At 63.2% G+C, this 16,338-nt stretch carries 19 protein-coding genes and 1 pseudogene; all 20 read right to left on the minus strand.

Features of this window, described 5'->3' with window-relative positions:
• Nucleotides 1-5 precede the first annotated feature (5 nt).
• Complete coding sequence (gene trbL, locus GGQ88_RS18480) at nt 6-1,322, minus strand: P-type conjugative transfer protein TrbL (protein ID WP_183614947.1); 1,317 nt, start codon at nt 1,320-1,322, stop codon at nt 6-8.
• Nucleotides 1,319-1,582 carry a putative entry exclusion protein TrbK-alt gene (trbK-alt, locus tag GGQ88_RS18485; protein ID WP_183614948.1) on the minus strand — a complete coding sequence of 88 codons (264 nt, stop codon included), beginning with the start codon at nt 1,580-1,582 and terminating at the stop codon, nt 1,319-1,321. The genes trbL and trbK-alt overlap by 4 nt, the downstream gene beginning before the upstream one ends.
• A 1-nt stretch (nt 1,583) precedes the next feature.
• Nucleotides 1,584-2,300: a P-type conjugative transfer protein TrbJ gene (gene trbJ, locus GGQ88_RS18490; RefSeq protein ID WP_183614949.1), complete on the minus strand. Its 717-nt coding sequence runs from the start codon at nt 2,298-2,300 to the stop codon at nt 1,584-1,586.
• A complete protein-coding gene (gene trbE, locus GGQ88_RS18495; RefSeq protein WP_183614950.1) occupies nt 2,297-4,786 on the minus strand; it encodes a conjugal transfer protein TrbE in 2,490 nt (829 codons plus the stop codon). The genes trbJ and trbE overlap by 4 nt, the downstream gene beginning before the upstream one ends.
• Entirely contained in the window at nt 4,783-5,055 is a 273-nt protein-coding gene (locus tag GGQ88_RS18500) for a VirB3 family type IV secretion system protein (protein ID WP_183614951.1), read from the minus strand. Before GGQ88_RS18500 ends, trbE begins: the two co-directional genes overlap by 4 nt.
• The gene (locus GGQ88_RS18505; protein ID WP_183614952.1) at nt 5,055-5,387 is read right to left on the minus strand and encodes a TrbC/VirB2 family type IV secretion system protein; all 333 of its coding nucleotides are present in this window, start codon (nt 5,385-5,387) and stop codon (nt 5,055-5,057) included. Before GGQ88_RS18505 ends, GGQ88_RS18500 begins: the two co-directional genes overlap by 1 nt.
• Complete coding sequence (gene trbB / locus GGQ88_RS18510; protein ID WP_246386312.1) at nt 5,384-6,367, minus strand: P-type conjugative transfer ATPase TrbB; 984 nt, start codon at nt 6,365-6,367, stop codon at nt 5,384-5,386. Before trbB ends, GGQ88_RS18505 begins: the two co-directional genes overlap by 4 nt.
• Before the next feature lie 142 nt (nt 6,368-6,509).
• Complete coding sequence (locus GGQ88_RS18515) at nt 6,510-7,571, minus strand: LysR substrate-binding domain-containing protein (RefSeq protein ID WP_183614953.1); 1,062 nt, start codon at nt 7,569-7,571, stop codon at nt 6,510-6,512.
• A gap of 64 nt (nt 7,572-7,635) precedes the next feature.
• Complete coding sequence (locus tag GGQ88_RS18520; protein ID WP_183614954.1) at nt 7,636-8,496, minus strand: class I SAM-dependent methyltransferase; 861 nt, start codon at nt 8,494-8,496, stop codon at nt 7,636-7,638.
• A 34-nt stretch (nt 8,497-8,530) separates the two neighbouring features.
• Entirely contained in the window at nt 8,531-8,791 is a 261-nt protein-coding gene (locus GGQ88_RS18525) for a hypothetical protein (protein ID WP_183614955.1), read from the minus strand.
• A gap of 33 nt (nt 8,792-8,824) precedes the next feature.
• The gene (locus GGQ88_RS18530; RefSeq protein ID WP_183614956.1) at nt 8,825-9,277 is read right to left on the minus strand and encodes a hypothetical protein; all 453 of its coding nucleotides are present in this window, start codon (nt 9,275-9,277) and stop codon (nt 8,825-8,827) included.
• 241 nt (nt 9,278-9,518) lie between these two features.
• Entirely contained in the window at nt 9,519-10,265 is a 747-nt protein-coding gene (locus GGQ88_RS18535; RefSeq protein ID WP_221214772.1) for a tetratricopeptide repeat protein, read from the minus strand.
• A gap of 50 nt (nt 10,266-10,315) precedes the next feature.
• Complete coding sequence (locus tag GGQ88_RS18540) at nt 10,316-10,975, minus strand: OmpW/AlkL family protein (protein ID WP_183614958.1); 660 nt, start codon at nt 10,973-10,975, stop codon at nt 10,316-10,318.
• 14 nt (nt 10,976-10,989) lie between these two features.
• Nucleotides 10,990-11,502: an OmpA family protein gene (locus tag GGQ88_RS18545; protein WP_183614959.1), complete on the minus strand. Its 513-nt coding sequence runs from the start codon at nt 11,500-11,502 to the stop codon at nt 10,990-10,992.
• An 80-nt stretch (nt 11,503-11,582) separates the two neighbouring features.
• Nucleotides 11,583-12,896, minus strand: a complete 1,314-nt coding sequence (gene tolB, locus GGQ88_RS18550; RefSeq protein ID WP_183614960.1) for a Tol-Pal system protein TolB — start codon at nt 12,894-12,896, stop codon at nt 11,583-11,585.
• Nucleotides 12,893-13,804: a hypothetical protein gene (locus tag GGQ88_RS18555; protein ID WP_183614961.1), complete on the minus strand. Its 912-nt coding sequence runs from the start codon at nt 13,802-13,804 to the stop codon at nt 12,893-12,895. Before GGQ88_RS18555 ends, tolB begins: the two co-directional genes overlap by 4 nt.
• A gap of 26 nt (nt 13,805-13,830) precedes the next feature.
• Nucleotides 13,831-14,286: a biopolymer transporter ExbD gene (locus tag GGQ88_RS18560; protein ID WP_183614962.1), complete on the minus strand. Its 456-nt coding sequence runs from the start codon at nt 14,284-14,286 to the stop codon at nt 13,831-13,833.
• The gene (locus GGQ88_RS21420) at nt 14,280-14,969 is read right to left on the minus strand and encodes a MotA/TolQ/ExbB proton channel family protein (protein WP_183614963.1); all 690 of its coding nucleotides are present in this window, start codon (nt 14,967-14,969) and stop codon (nt 14,280-14,282) included. The genes GGQ88_RS18560 and GGQ88_RS21420 overlap by 7 nt, the downstream gene beginning before the upstream one ends.
• Before the next feature lie 29 nt (nt 14,970-14,998).
• Nucleotides 14,999-15,607, minus strand: a complete 609-nt coding sequence (locus GGQ88_RS18570) for a peptidoglycan-binding domain-containing protein (RefSeq protein ID WP_183614964.1) — start codon at nt 15,605-15,607, stop codon at nt 14,999-15,001.
• 218 nt (nt 15,608-15,825) lie between these two features.
• Nucleotides 15,826-16,338 (minus strand): annotated as a pseudogene (locus GGQ88_RS18575) (beta strand repeat-containing protein); the annotation flags it as partial.

The raw sequence follows: 16,338 nt of genomic DNA on the forward strand, positions 1-16,338 counted from the left end.
GCGTGTCAGTCCTTTTGCGTGAGGTCGGGACTGACGCCGCCGCCATGGCTGTCGCCGCCCTTCAGGGTATGGGCGGCCATTGTGGCGCCCTGGGTGATCGCCTGCCGGCGCTTCATCGTTGTCGCCCAGGCGGGCGGCGCGGCGGGTGCCGATGCGCTGGAAGGCGATGCGGCAGAGGAGGACTGCGCGCCCGCACCGGCGGCGCTGTCCATCGCCCCGTTGCGGCCATCGGCATAGCTCTGCTTCAGGGCCTGTGCGGCGCGGCGGAGCGGCGAGACGGCTGCGTCTTGCGTACCCTTGCCGACATGGGCGAGTCCTGCGCCGACGGCGGCCACACCGGACCGTCCCGCGGCCCCGGCGCTATAGGCGCCCGATGCAGCGCCCGCCGTGCGGGCCATGCCGGTGGCGGCGTTTCCGGCCATGCCCATGGCGGCGCTGCCGGCGAGCCGCGCGCCGGCCACACCGCCGCCGAGCGTCGCGCCGGCGGCAAGCGCAGTCCCGGCAGCCGCGCCGGCGCCAAGCTGGGGACCGCCGGTGACGATGCCATTGGCGATGCCGGGACCGAAGATGCCGAGGCCAAGCAGCGTGAGAGCGGCGAGTGCGATCGCCATAACCTGTTCGACGGTGGGATCAGGTGCCTGCCCGGACGTGAACTGGCTGAACAAGGTGGTGCCGATGCCGGTAATGACGGCGAGGACGAGAAGCTTGATCCCCGAGGAGATGATATGGCCGAGCACCTTCTCGGCCATGAAGGCGGTTCGGCCGAAGAAGGCGAAGGGCAGGAGGACGAAGCCGGCGAGCGTCACCAGCTTGAACTCGACGATGGTAATGAAGACCTGGATGGCGAGGACGAAGAAGGCGAGCACCACGATTGCCCACGCGAGCAGCAGCACGAGGATCTGCACGAAATTGGTGAAGAGGCCGACCGGCCCGAGGAGATCGGCGGTGGCATCGAGCAGCGGCTTGCCTGCGGTGAGGCCAGTTGCGGCGACGGCGCCAGGTTTCATGAAATCGCCCAGCGCCATGCCGCCGCCCGAAGCCTTGAGCCCGAGGCCGGCGAAGCTCTCGAACAGGATCGTCGCCAGATTCGAGAAATTGCCGATGATGTAGGCAAAAACGCCGATGTAGAGCGTCTTCCTGACCAATCGCTGGAGCACGTCCTCGTCCGCGCCCCAGGCCCAGAACAGGGCGGCGATCGTGACGTCGATGACGATGAGGGTCGAGGAGAGGAAGCCTATCTCGCCGCCGAGCAGCCCGAAGCCGCTGTCGATATAGCTGGTGAAGACCGACAGGAATGAGTCGATCACGCCGGTGTCGTTCATCGGGCTGAATCCTGTCCAAAGAAATGGCGCCGTCGGGCTTCCCAGGCAGCTTCGCAGCCGCTGTCGGGCATGGTGAGGGTGCGGCAGCGGGTGAGCGTGCGGACTTCGGGAGCGGCCGCGTGCTCCTGCGCGCCGGCAGGCACCCTGGCTTCCCGTTTGGGCTGGCCTCGCTCCCGCCAATGCATCGCGATCCCGGCCGTCGCGGCCAGCATCAGGCCGACCAGCGCGGCACCCAGCGCAATCCGGCCCGGCCGCCGCATCCTAATTGCCCCGGAAGCGGCGGAAGCGCTCGCGCCCTTCCGCTTCGGTGGCAGCGTTGCGCGCGCCTTCGAGCGATTGCGCCCGGCCCTGCGCCGCCAGCGCGGCGGTCAGGTCGGCGAGTTGCTGTGACTGGAGCGCGAGGAGCTGGTTGCCGGCCTGGGCCGCCTGCAACGCCCCGCTCGCCGACTGGCTCGCATTGACCAGCGTGTCGAGGCTGGCCCTGGCCCCGTCGATATTGCCGACGACGCCGGCCTGCACCTGCAGCGCGTCCTGGAACGCACCCACGCTGTCTTGCCAGCGGTCATTGGCGTTGGCGACCATCTGGCTTTGCGAGGCGGTGAGGTTCGCGCCATTGTAGCGCTGGGTGAACGCGCTCTGGATATCCTGGACATTGTACGCGATGCGCTGGGCTTGGGCGAGAAGCTGACGGGTCTGCTGGACCTGCTGCTGCAGGCTCGAGAGCGTCGAGATCGGCAGGCTGGTGAGATTCTTCGCCTCGTTGACAAGGCTGCTCGCCTGGTTTTCGATCTGCCGGATCTGGTTGTTGATCTGTACCAGGGACCGCGCGGCGGTCATCACATTCTGTGCATAGTTGCTGGGATCATAGACGATCCCGCCGAACTGGGCCTGGGCCGGCGTGGTGAGCGCAGGCCCGGCCAGAGCGGCCAGGCTGATGCTGCCGGTGATCAGGACTCGGCGAAGCGACGGCGTTTTCATGATGGAAACTCCTCGGGATCGAGCGGTAGAAAGGGAGCGTCGTCCGGTTCGGACAGGATCAGGGGATCGGGCGCAGGGAGCAGGTCGGCGGCCCAGTCGAGGCCGCGATGACGCAGCCACGCAGCGGCAAAGCCCGCCTGGCCATGGGCGGCGACCAGTTCACCGATATGGCGCTGGTCGGTTTTGGAGGAGGCTGCGGCAAAAGCGAGCGCGACTTCGCCCAGACCCAGCTCGATCAGGCGGTTGCCGCGCCGCGACTGACAATAGTAATCGCGCTTGGGCGTTGCTCGGGACAGGATCTCGATCTGCCGGGCGTTCAGGCCGAAGCGTTCATAAACCGCGCGGATCTGTGGTTCGGCCGCGCGTTCATTGGGAAGAAAGATGCGGGTGGGGCAGCTTTCGATGATCGCAGGCGCGATGGTCGACGTCTCGATATCGGCAAGGCTTTGCGTGGCGAAGATGACGCTCGCATTCTTCTTGCGCAGGGTCTTGAGCCATTCGCGCAGCTGAGCTGCGAAGGCGGGATGGTCGAGCACCAACCAGCCCTCGTCGATGATGATGAGCGTGGGACGGCCATCGAGCCGGCCCTCGATGCGGTGGAAGAGATAGGCCAGGACCGCGGCGGCTGCGGCGGCGCCGATCAGTCCTTCGGTCTCGAAGGCCTGAACGCGCGCTTCACCCAGTTGTTCGGTTTCGGCATCGAGCAGTCGCCCCCAGGGACCGCCCACACAATAAGGCGCGATCGCCTGCTTGAGTTCCTGGTTCTGCAGGAGGACGGCAAGACCTGTGAGCGTGCGCTCGGCGACCGGTGCGGAGGCCAGGGAGCCGAGCGCGGTCCACAGATGCTCCTTGGCGGCAGGATCGATCGCCACCCCTTCGCCCGCCAGGATTGCGGCCAGCCATTCGGCGGCCCATGCGCGCTGGCCCGGTTCGTCGATCCGGGCCAGCGGCTGCAGGGCCACACCCTCACCCGATTCGCCTTCGTGCAGCGCGCCGCCCAGATCCTGCCAGTCCCCGCCCATTGCGATGGCGGCGGCGCGGATCGAACCGCCAAAATCGAAAGCGAAGATCTGGGCGTTCGCATAGCGGCGGAACTGCATCGCCATGAGCGCGAGCAGCACCGATTTGCCCGCGCCGGTCGGGCCAACGACAAGGCTGTGGCCAACGTCGCCGACATGGAGGGAGAGGCGGAACGGGGTCGAGCCTTCGGTCTTGCCGTAGAGCAGGCAAGGCGCCGCGAAGTGCTCGTCGCGTTCCGCGCCAGCCCACACGGCCGAGAGGGGAATGAGGTGGGCAAGATTGAGGGTGGAAACGGGAGGCTGGCGGACATTGGCGTAAACATGGCCGGGAAGGGATCCGAGCCATGCCTCCAGCCCGTTCATGCCCTCGATGGTGCAGGTGAAGTCGCGGCCCTGGATGACCTTCTCGACGAGGCGCAGTTTCTCGGCGGCGAGCGCCGGGTCGCGGTCCCAGACGGTGACGGTCGCCGTGATATACGCGATACCGGCGGCGTCCGCACCCAGTTCCTGCAAGGCCATGTCGGCATCGACCGCCTTGTTCGAGGCGTCGGAATCCATGAGGACCGACTGTTCGTTGGTCATCACTTCCTTGAGGATTGCGGCAAGCGACTTGCGCTTGGCGAACCATTGTCGCCGGATCTTCGTCAGCAATCTGGTGGCGTCGGTCTTGTCGAGCATGATCGCGCGGGTCGACCAACGATAGCCGAAGGCCTGCCGGTTGAGTTCGTCGAGCAGCCCCGGGAAGGTCGCGGTCGGAAAACCGGTGATGGTGAGTGTGCGCAGGTAATGCTCGCCGAGCTTGGGTTCGAGCCCGCCGGTAAGCCCTTCGTCGGTCAGCAGGGCGTCAAGATAGGCCGGGGTTTCGGGCACGCGCACGCGCTGGCGCTTGGTCGACACACACGAATGCAGGTAGGTCAGCGTCTGCCCGTCATCGAGCCAGGCGACTTCCGGCATGAAGCCTTCGACCAGATTCAAAACGCGGTCGCTGCGCTCGACGAAGCTTTTCAACAGCTCATCGGGATCGACGCCCGATCCGGAGCGGCCTTCATAGAGCCAGCTCTCTGCCCGAGCCCCGTCCTCGGCGGGCGGCATCCACAGCAAGGTCAGATGATAGAAGCTCTCGAAATGGGCGCCTTCCTCGCGGAACTGCGCATGGCGTTCCTGGTCCACCAGCGCGGAGACGGGATCGGGAAAGGTGGCGTCGGGATAGTCCTGCGCGGGCACCCGGCTCGCTTCGACGAACACGGCCCAACCCGTTCCCAGCCGCCGCAACGCATTGTTGAGGCGCGCGGTTACCGCGACCAGCTCGGCGGGGGTTGCGCTGTCGAGATCGGGACCGCGAAAGCGCAACGATCGCTGGAACGAGCCATCCTTGTTGAGCACGATGCCGGGCGCCACCAGTGCGGCCCAGGGAAGGAAATCGGCAAGGCAGGCGGCCTTGGAGCGATATTCGGAGAGGTTGATCATGGCCGCATCCAGACGGGATATTTGAGATGACGGCGGGCAACATCGACGAACTGGGGGTCGCGCCGCGCGGCCCAGACCGAGAGCGCATGGCCGATGGCCCAGAGCGCGAGGCCCGCGAGCCAGAGCCTGAGGCCGAGGCCCAGCGCACCAGCCAGGGTGCCGTTGACGATGGCAAGGCTACGCGGGGCGCCGCCCAGCAGGATGGGTTCCGATAGCGCCCGATGGACCGGCACCAGGAACCCCGGCATATCCTCTTCCCGGCCATCCATCAGACCAGCGCCCCACCGCCGAAGGAGAAGAAGGAGAGGAAGAAGGAGCTGGCCGCAAAGGCGATCGACAGGCCGAAGACAATCTGGACCAGTCGCCGGAAGCCGCCCGATGTATCGCCGAAGGCGAGCCCCAGACCGGTAGCGATGATGATGATGACCGCAACGATCTTGGCGACCGGCCCCTCGATCGATTCAAGGATGGATTGCAGCGGAGCTTCCCACGGCATGGAGGAGCCCGAGGCATGGGCAGTGCCGGCGAACAGCAGCAGGCCGGCGAAAAATGCCGGCCAGGCCGCCAGATGCTGCGCGGGGCGGTGGGATACAGAAATCATGACACGTCTCCGAGGTCTTGGGTTGCAGGGGTCAGGCGGTAGTCGCCGAAGGCAGGATCGAGGCCTGTGACGCGCATGAGCTGGGACAGGCGGCGTCCGGTGCCGTGCCGCACCAGCACGGCGATGAGATCGATGGTCTCTGCGAGAACCGCGCGCGGCACGGTCACCACGGCTTCCTGGATGAGTTGCTCCATGCGGCGGAGCGCCCCCACAGCCGTGTTGGCGTGAATTGTGCCGATGCCGCCGGGATGTCCGGTGCCCCAGGCCTTCAGGAGGTCGAGCGCTTCAGGGCCGCGCACTTCACCGATTGGGATACGGTCGGGGCGCAGGCGCAGCGATGAGCGGACGAGATCGGAGAGCGAGGCCACCCCGTCCTTGGTGCGCATCGCGACCAGATTGGGTGCGGCGCACTGCAACTCGCGCGTGTCCTCGATCAGCACGACGCGATCCTGGGTCTTGGCGACTTCAGCAAGCAGCGCGTTGGTGAGGGTGGTCTTGCCGGTGCCGGTGCCGCCGGCAACGAGAATGTTGAGGCGGTCCGCGACGCCCCGGCGGAGCACCTCGGCTTCGGCCGGAGACATGATGCCTGCGGTGACGTAATCACCGAGCGAAAAGACTGCGACGGCGGGCTTGCGGATCGCGAAGGCCGGGGCGGTTACGACCGGCGGTATCAGTCCTTCGAAGCGTTCGCCGCTGTCCGGCAGTTCGGCGGAAACCCGCGGGGAGCGGGCGTGGACCTCAGCGCCGACATGATGGGCGACGAGGCGAATGATACGTTCGCCGTCTGCGGGTGAGAGGCGCTCGCCACTGTCGCTGATCCCTTCACCCAGGCGATCGACCCAGAGGCGCCCGTCCGGATTGAGCATGACCTCGATGACGAGGGGATCGGCGAGCCAGGATGCGATCGACGCGCCCATCGCGGTGCGCAGCATGCGCGCGCCTCGTGCGTGAACTTGCGATCCGTGGCTGGCGGCGCCCATGGACATTCCCCGTTTGAGAGCGCCGGCGATGACCGTCCGGCGCGATGGGGATGATTAAGAGACGCAGAAACAGGGCGGGTTCAACAGTGATTTTCCGGTGTCGCACAACGGCGAAGCAAGACAGGCAATGGCGTAGCCGACGTCATGCGCGCGCAGACACGCAAACCGACTGGCGATGCGGGCGGTCGCAGCGCAGCAGTCGCAGGAAACGTCCGACTACGGGATTCGGCGAATCGGGATCCCAACATGCATGAACTTCAAGCGTTTCTTCGAGATCACACACAGCGACGCCTTCGAACGCATGCGCCCGGATCGCTTCGGTCGAGATTGACACGCCCCGACCGCGCGCGACGAGCGCCAGTATGGAGCAAGTGCCGATGTCATGTACTTCGACTGAGCCGTTCATTCCCGGTGCGTGCATCCGCTGTGCAAGGCCTGTGATCAGCGCATCTCCGCAGTCTGGACGCGACAGCATGACCGTTTCGTTGGCGAGAGCAGGCCAGCCTATGCGTTCGCGGGCGGCGAGCGCATGTTCCTGCGGCAGCACCGCGACGAGCCGTTCGCCGGCAAGGGGGAGTGTGTCGGTGCTCGCGATATCAGGAGGGCCACGGACGATGGCGACGTCAATCTGGCACGAGCTCAGCGCTCCGGCCAGCCGATCCCTTGGCATTTCGACGGGGACCAGGCGAAGGTCGGGCAGCGGGTCGATCTTCTGGAACAGAAGATCTGCGAGGGGGCCATCCCCGATCGGGCCATGAAAGCCCACAGCGACAGTGCCAGCTTTGCCGTCTCCGATGCGGCGAATACCAGCGACGAGACCATGGAATTCGCGCAGGAGGTCGCCGGCTCGCTCCAGAAAGATCCTTCCGATCGGGGTTGGTGCAATGCGATGTCGGTTCCGTTCGAATATCGCTGTCCCGAGTTGGAATTCCAGGTCCCTGATCCGACGACTAACCGTTGACGCCTTCATGTTTAGTGCGCGGGCGGTGCGATTGAAGCTGCCGTGCATGGCGAGCGCAAGGGCGGTTTCGAGATGTACCCGCTCGACCCCGGTTCGTATCAGAACAGGATCGACCGATGGGGAAGGCATGGCGCGCACGCTGTTCCAACTGGCAGCCCTTGCGCCCTTGGTACTTTGCTCAGGCCATTCGGGATCATCCTGTAGACCAAGACCAGAATCCTGAAGGAAAGGGCAAGCGCTCATTCCACCGCCTTTGCGTGCAGGTCGCCCTCCAGCCTTGCAGCATACTGCGACCACGCTCGTTTGCTCATTTTCGTTCGACGGTGAGATGCCAGCACGGCAGCGGCTCGTCCCGCGAAACGGCAGACACGCGGACCAGGCGGAAGACCCCCTCCATCGTCTTGCCGCAGAACATTGTCAGTACTTCTTCAAGGCTGGCAAAATGATGCTGAACAGGGGAATCTCGGTACAGGTCGATAACCTCGTACTCGCAGCGCGGCCACCCAAGCAGGTCAAAGAACTGCTCACGCTTTTCGAAACCGATCCGTTCGTGGAGACGGTGCCAAATGGCATTGACCGAAACGCCTTGCGCGGCCTGCGTTGTCATGGCGTGGCCCAATGCCAGCTTGAGTTCACTCATGTTGGCGATAGCGCCATCTTCCAGACGGTCGAGCACTTCATACGGCGAGGGGCAGGGATCGGGCGGAAGAAACAAACGGAAGACAGCCCGCCCGCCAGGGGCGAGCATGCGCGCGAGCTGGGCCACCAGACGTTCCTGCCCGTCTGGAAAGCCATGCTGGTGAAGGCCGCCATCGCACAGGACGATCTGCACACTTCCAAGAGCAACCGCCGGGTCGGTCGAATGCCAGCGCAGAGCTTCCTCGCGTCTCCCGCACCCGACTCTTTCGATCATGTCGAGACTATCTTCGAAGCAGATAACCCGTGTTCCTGTGGGCCATGCCAAACCCCGAAACTCCCGAATGAAGCCAAGAATGGCCGCAGTGTTGATGGAGCGATAATCGGCCAGCACGTCGATCTCGTTCTGATAATGTACGACATCGAGTTGCGAGGGCCTCAGCGGCGGGCGATCACAATCCCATCTCCAGGCCATCTGATTCCATTGGTCATTGGAACTTGAGCGTAAATCCGGCATCCCAAGTTTGGTCATTTCCGTCCTTTGCCACTCGATTATAATGAGGAATTCAACCCAAGAGTGTCAGAGAGCATCGCGCCTTGCCTCGCGGCCGATCGCATGCCGCACAGCGGAATTGTTGGAACCGGATCTGCTTCAACTGCATCACGCAGGGTTCGAGCGCGTGATCAGCCAGTTGGGTAGCCTCCGACATTTCGCCGGATGACGATCGGCATAGCTGGTGAAGCAGCAACTCCTGCCGGACGGTCAGTTCGGTCTGGGCAATCGTTAACGCTTCGCAGGCCGTGCGCATCAACTGTTCAGTCTGCATCAATTGGGATGTCGCCACGCCCCTGCCACCAATTCATCGCCCCGGAAGTTCATATCCAGAAACAGTCGAGTCATCCGGCGATGTGCTAAAAATATCTTCGGCCTTGAGTGGAAATTTGAAATACAGAGAACCAATAATTGCGATTGAAGCTAAAAATTGCATAGCAATAAGAACGATCACAATCCTATTTCGGGTAGCGCGCTCATCACGCGCCCGACGACGGACTATTTCGAGTTCAATGGTGATGTTTGTTATGAGCTTCTGAGCATCGTCAAGGCGCGTTGCGTATCGCTTATCGAGGCCCCTGATATAGCCATCAACCAGCGCGCATACGTCGCGGGAGACTGTCAGCCGGGTTTCTTGCACGCTCTGTGCCAACATGCCGGATATGAGTTGTTCGGTACGAGCAACCGGGACTCCGGCACCGGCAAGCAGTTGGCCGAGACCTACATAGTGGTTCTCGGGCGCGTTCAGGGACGATTCCACCGCATCTCTCCCTTTTTATCGGTGTCGCTGACAAAGCCATCGCTGGTCAAAGAGCTGCTGTGAGTTCCATCGTGCGAGAGGCGCATGATGATGCCTTCAGGCACGGTTCCCGAAGGCATAGCAACGTCACGGACCATTGCGTTTGCGGCCAACGGGGTTGCGGACAACGCCAAAGCGATCGCGCTTAGTCGTACCTTTCGTCGGGCTGCCCAAAGATCGCTTGCCAAGGGGGCCACGGGCGTCAACCGGCGCATTTCAGAGCCAGACGACGATCGAGCAGACGGGATCTCTGCTCCGTGGTGAGGACGGAGTCATGCACGACCTCGATTTCGGAATACACCTCACAAGCCTGCGCGCTATTGTCTGGCCCGATCGCGACAAGCGCATCGGCCAGGGCAAAGAGATTGGCCAAGGCAAACGGGGCCTGGGGTGCCTTTTCATAAAGATCGAGGAATATCTGGGCCGCCTGAGCATATTTGCCCTGCCCTTGGAAAGCGCGGCCGAGTTGGAACCTGGCTTCGGGCACACGCGCATCCGATGGCCAGCTTGCGACAAAACTGTCGAAAGCAAGTTCGGATTTCGGCCAGTCCTGGGCTTCGGCATAGTCCATTGCCTGCCGGAACCGATCATCGGCGGTCGGCGGTGGTGCAACCGGCGGGACCGGCGCAGCCTCAGGCGTTTTCGATGCCGTTGGAATAGCCTCAGCCTGCCGCTCGACCGCATCGAGGCGGGATTCAATGTCGCCTTTCAGTGCCTGCATCTGCGTGAGACTGGCGGCAAGCGCACGATGATCCTGCTCTTGGGCGGACATAAGTCCGGACAACGCCCGCTCCAGCGCGGCCAGCCTGCGGTCGAGTTGAAGGAGCGCCTCGAGCGACGCAGACGAAGCCGAACGAGGTACGGGGCTGACGGTAGCTGGATAACCAACTTGCGCCGTCTGCGCCTGCGCAACGCCAATCGAGGGCAGCGACCAAGCCATGAGGGCCATTGCCCCTAATCGCCGATGCCGGATCGACCTGTTGCTGCCGGTCCAGGACATCAGAAACGGAATCCCACGCCTGCGCCCAGAACAAGCGACCGCATTTTGTGTGAAACAGTCTGACTGTTACCACCCTGAACGAGCGTCAGCTTCGAATTGGTGCCGAGATATTTCGCGTCGAGATTTATATACATTTGCTCGTTGATGGCAACGTCCGCACCGATCTGAACCACAGGCGCAAGGGCGCCATTGATGCTCGCCGAATAGGAAATAGCGGGCACGACAGTGCGGTTAGTGAGAACCTCACCCACGGTCACACTGCCAAAATTGGCGTAGGATACCCCAGCGCCGATATAGGGCCGGAACGCACGGCCGTTCGGCATGAGGTGATACTGGAGCATGGCCGTTGGCGTGATCAACCCGGCCGAAATCAATGTGCGCCCGCTGCTGTCCTTGAGGTCATAGGGGGCGCCGCCGAGCGTGAATTCGGTTGCGAGATGGTCAGTCATGAAGAAAGTCAGACTGGCCTCGCCGCCGACCGCGCCCTTGGCTTTGGCCGTAACCGGCGATCCTCCGACACTGACCGTCACGTCCGAGCTTCCGGTCCTAACGACATAGTCTCCGCGGACCCTGATCAATATGTCTCCCGGCGCAGCCCAGACCGGTGTGGTCGCGGCGAAGGTAGCAATGGTGGACAGGATAATAGCTGAACGGCGCATTTTCTGGTCTCCCCTCATGGTCGCGGTGCACCTGGAAGACCGATGAGTATGGTCTCTCCACGGCGGTTTTGGCTCTGGCTGACTTCATCGCTGCTTGCGTTGACCGGGCGTTCCTTGCCGAACGAGGTCACAATGAGGCGCTCACCCGAGATGCCGTGTACGGTGAAATAGAATTTCATGGCTGCGGCCCGCCTCTCGCCGAGCGCGAACTGATGCTCGCGCGGGCCGAGCAAGTCGGCATGGCCAGCCAGTACGGCGCGGACATCGCTATGGCGTTTCAGCCACTCGGCTTGGCGATCGAGGGTCGCGCGGGCGGCATCGGAAAGTTCGGCGCTCCCGCGCGCAAACAGGATCCTTGTAGTGCGCGCATAACGTTCGAAATCCTCGACCGTAGCTGGCGTATCGGGGTCACGCATCGCGCGATTTTGCGCAACATCCTGCTGGACGCTCAGCGGTGCGGGCTGCGGTGCCTGCATCGCGAACTGCGGGGGCGGCTGCAAGGGCTGCGCCAGGCGCTGGCAGGACATCAGCAGAAACACTGCAGCAAGCAGTGCAGGCCCTCGGGAGTGCCTTAGGATGCCAGAATGCCTGGATGGGGTCATTTGCGTCATGGCCGCCTCCCCGACCAGGCAGGTTCGGACGCAGACGGGTCGATATTGATGCGGCTCTCAAGCTTTCCGCTGAGATCGGTCATCCAGACACCCGGCAGCGCCTTCCCGGCAGCGGTTCGCTGAAACATGAGCGCGCGTCCGCTCGGCGCCCAACTTGGATCCTCGTCACGCTCGCCATCTGAAAGTATCCGTTCCTTCGAACCATCCGGCTTCATCACCCCGATGCGAAGTCTGCGGTTTTCAACCAGGGTGAAGGCAATGAGGTCACCGCGCGGGCTCCACATCGGGGAGGCGTGCGCACCCGCTCCGAAACTGATGCGCTTCTGGCCGCTGCCATCGGATGCCATGACATAAAGTTGCGGGTCGCCCGATCGGTCCGATTCAAAGACCACGAACGCCCCATCGGGAGAGTAACCTGGACTGGTGTTCGAACCAGCGGTGTTCGTGAGCTGCCGGACACCGCCGGTCTGAAGATCAATTACAAGGATATCCGCCACGCCGTCCCGTGCGAGCGAGAAGATGATGGAGCGGCCATCGGGCGAAAAGCGCGGAGCGGAGGGAACTCCGGGCGGTATTTTCAGTGCGGTGATCTGGCCGCTGTCGAGATCTGCTAAGACCAACTGGGGAACAAGCATAACGAAGGAGAGGAACACGATCTTGCGACTCCCCGGCGCGTACCGCGGCATGGCGACAAGTTCTTGCCCCTGCGACAGCACTGTCTGGTTCGCGCCGTCATAGTCCATCGAGAGGAGCCGCGTGTGCAGACCAGGCCGTTCACCGTCCTGGCCGACGACAAGAAGCCGGGTATCGAAATGACCCGGATCGCCGGTGGTGAAGGCAAACACCATGTCGGCGCATTTGTGCGCGGCGCGGCGCCACTGCGGGGCAGCTACCAGAATGCGTTGCGAGGTTTCGAGATGCGCGCCGAAGACGTCATAAAGAGCGCAGTCATAGGCGAGGACATTGTTGCCAACCAAACGGACACGGCCGACGACAAGCGCCTGGGCTCCGGCGCGGGCGAATGGCGCAAACGCGACTTCGTCTGCGGCTGCGTAGTGGCCATCGACAGAGACAAAGCGATAGAAGCCAGTGGAACCAAGATCGGCGCGCACAACTTTCGCCAGCGCTACCCCTGCATCCTCGCCATTTGCGACCTCCGGTATGGCTCCGCTGGAAATATCCGGAATGGCGAGCAGCAGGGGCGACGCCACCCCTTGCGTGATATCGACATGCAGCGGCCCCTCAGCGAACGCGGGATGCGCCTCGACCAGGAACAACGCCAGGATCGCTTGAACGAAGGCCCTTCTCATTGTACGTCTCTCGGATCGAAATTGATTTCGACATCTGCCCATGCCTCATAAAGTTCGGATGGCAGCTTGAGCGGGGAACAGCGCAGGATCGCTCGCCGGACGCTGCCGGTGACCGCGTTGGCATAGGCGCCGTTTGCAGCGGTCTGGCCGCTGACATGCGATACCACTGGTGCGCCGGCTACAGCGCCATCCCGTCCCAGCTTTATCCGCATGAGGATCGTGACATGCCCGCTGGTCTCCTCGACCTGCGGCGGATTCCAGCAGGGCGTGATCTGCGAGCGGATCATCTCGGCCAAATTGGTGCGTTGGCGGATGGTGAGCCCGGCCACGCCCCTGGGCACGGCCTGTCCAATCGCAGAACCAATTGCAGCGGAGTTAAGGCGAGGCCGACTGGCCGCTCCGGTTACTGTCCCGAGCGTGCGGGCTAGCGCAGCGGCGTCAAGGCGTCGCGGTGCTGGGGTACTCGCTGCGGGCGATGGGGCTGCACGAGACATGGCTGCTGATGGAGGGGCCGGGAGCGGGGGGGTGGGAGGTGCTGGAACTGCCGGCGCCAGAACGCGTACCGGGCCGGGACCTAGCGCAGGGGCGACGGGCGCGTTGACCCGCACGGGCGAAACGACTGGTTCGGGCATCGCGGGCGCGGATGCTCGCGGCACTGGCTGCTGTATCGGCGGCGGCTCGTTGGGCACCGGAGACACGATCGCCGCCGGCTCGGATTGAAGAGCGGCAGCGAGAGGCCGGGCAGCCGTTTCACTACTTTCCTGGTGCGCAAGCTCCGGTTGCGGCAACGGCATGGCATGATCGAGATCGAGGATCTCGATCTCCATGCCCGCCGGGGGCAGCACCAGATTGCGCGTGGGAAAGGTCACGAGCAAGAGCAACGCGAGCAATCCCAGATGAAGCAGCAAGGAGACAAGAGAAGGCAGGCGCGCATTCACGGCAAGACCTTATCAATGGGGGCGTCACCCGAGTCCGACAGGAACGCAACTTTCACGAAGCCGGCCGCCCCGATCTCGGCAACGATCTGCATGACCGAGCCGTAAGCGAGGCTCCGGTCAGCCCGGACAAAGACCCGCATGCTGGCAGGATCGCCCGAAGCTGCCGCCATCTGACGCAATGTCTCGCCAAAGGAATCGCGGGCGATGACAGCATCGCCGATGAAAATTTCCCCGGCGGCATTGATGGTGATCATCAGCGGCTTTTGGTCCGATGCCAGGTTTTGCGTTCGCGCTTGCGGAAGATCGACCTTCACGCCGGTTACCGCCAACGGCGCCGTGATCATGAAGATCACGAGCAGAACGAGCATCACATCGACGAGCGGTGTGACATTGATTTCGCTCAGAAGCTGGGCATGGGGAGGCTGCCCACGTCCGATCGGGCCTCTCACCATGTCCGCGTTCCGAAATGGCGCGAAATGGCGAGTTCGAGCAGGCCCGCGATCGTGCGCCATTCCGCATCGACCGCACCGAGCGCCTGAACCAGCCGATTGTAGCCGATCAACGCCGGGATTGCGCAGAACAGGCCGGCTGCGGTCGCGAGCAGGGCTTCGGCAATACCGGGTGCGACGACTGCGAGTGAGGTGTCCTGGCTCAGCCCGATGGCGACAAAGCTGCCCATGATCCCCCAGACTGTCCCGAACAAACCAACAAACGGCGCTGAACTGGCAATGGTAGCGAGCCAGCCGGTTCGGCCTGCCAGAGACCGCCCTTCAAGAGCGATGGTCATGTCCGCAATGGACACGCACCGTTCCCGGACCTGCTCATATTCGCGCACGAGGTTTAAGGACGACCAGCGCCATTCGACCTCGATTGCCCCGAGGATGCGGGTGATGCTACCTTCGGCACTATCGCTCAGGGTGCGAAGTTCGTCCTGAGTCCCGATGGTGGTGAGCAACTTCTTGACCTGCACAGCCACCTCAACCGCCCAGACCCGTCCGATGATAATCGACCAGGAGGCCACTGAAGTCAGCAGCAGCAGCAGGATAATCGTCTGGACCAACCGGTCTGCCTGGTTGAAGATATGAATAGGCGACGCAGCCGACGTCAACCAATTGGCATTCAGGGAGTTTTCCACGCGCTGTTCTCTTCCCTACTAGGCACTTGTCAGTGTTTGACGATAGCGCGGATGAACGTGTCGATATCGGGCAGCCCGGTCACGGGAATGGCTTCCCGGCGCTGAAATACCTTGAGGGCATCGGTAAATTGCGGGGATGGCGTACCGGTTGCGGCGCCTTTGAAAACCTGTTTGGCGATCAACGCGGCCTGCAGGCGCTTCAGCGATTCCTGATGGATGGAAACGGATTTGCCATCGGCCGAGACCACAACGAGCGGCGAGCTGGCGGCCTGCCGCAGAGGCTTGATCGCGGTAACCGCGCTGCTCGCGGCAGTCTCCAGCAGCATCTGCGAATTGGTCCGGCAGATAACCGCGACCACATTGGGGAAATCGACGCCGGGTTCGGTCGGAATGATATCGTAAGTATCGGGAAGCAGGCGATTGTGCGCGGTCGCATAGCCCATGAGCCAGTTGCCGTAACGCGCGAATTCGTCGGGCTTGCTGAGCGCGGAAACATAAGCCGAACAGGCTTGCGACCCAAGACCGCGGACCGCGAAGCCGTTTCCGGCATCGGCGGCATGAACTGGTGCCGTACCCAGGCAGATGCTGGCTGAGGCAGCGATGGGGAAAAGCGCGCGGCAGAGGCTGTTAAGACGCATTGATGGTCCGATCTCGAAACACATGGCGACATCTGCTCGTTCGAACGAACTGGCGATGCGCAGCTGAAAATTGCGGGTGAGGAAATCCCCCGCGTCCGAGCGGACGCGGGGGCAAACCCGGATACTGCAACGAGGCGATGTCGCAGGCGGTAACGGGGGGTTCCCCCGGGTTATTCCGGCGCCCTAGGGGTTAGAGCGCCGGAAACTCACTTCATTGGTTAGTGCAAGACCACATTGGTTCCACCAATGGTCACGGCGTTGGTCACGCTGTTGCCATAGGCCGCCGAACCCAAGGCATTGCCGTTGATCGACAGGCTGGACTGGCTGACACCGCCGGTGCCAGTACCCGTCACGCCAGAGTTGATCGCGAGCGCATTGCTGCCCGAGATCGCACTCACGTTGCCGGTGTTGCTCTGGTTGCTGGCAAGTGCAGCCGTCGAGAGCGTCCCGGCCACAGCCGGGTTGTTCAGCGCATTGAGCGACAGCGAGTTGTTGGCGGAGTTGCCATAACCAACCGCAATCACGCTGTTGCCGTTCAGCGCAACCGACGAGTTGCTGACCGATGTGACGCCATTCTTGCTGAAGCCGGCACCATAGGTCAGCGTGGCCGTAGCCGCGATCGCGCCGGTGTTGGCCTGCTCGTTCAGCACCGCATAGCTGGCCGCCACAGTGTCCGCCTGGGTGCCGGTCAGCGTGTTGCTGACGATAGCACCGTTGTTGGACAGCGTGGT

The organism is Novosphingobium hassiacum, from assembly GCF_014196055.1.
In the GTDB taxonomy this organism is placed as follows: domain Bacteria; phylum Pseudomonadota; class Alphaproteobacteria; order Sphingomonadales; family Sphingomonadaceae; genus Novosphingobium; species Novosphingobium hassiacum.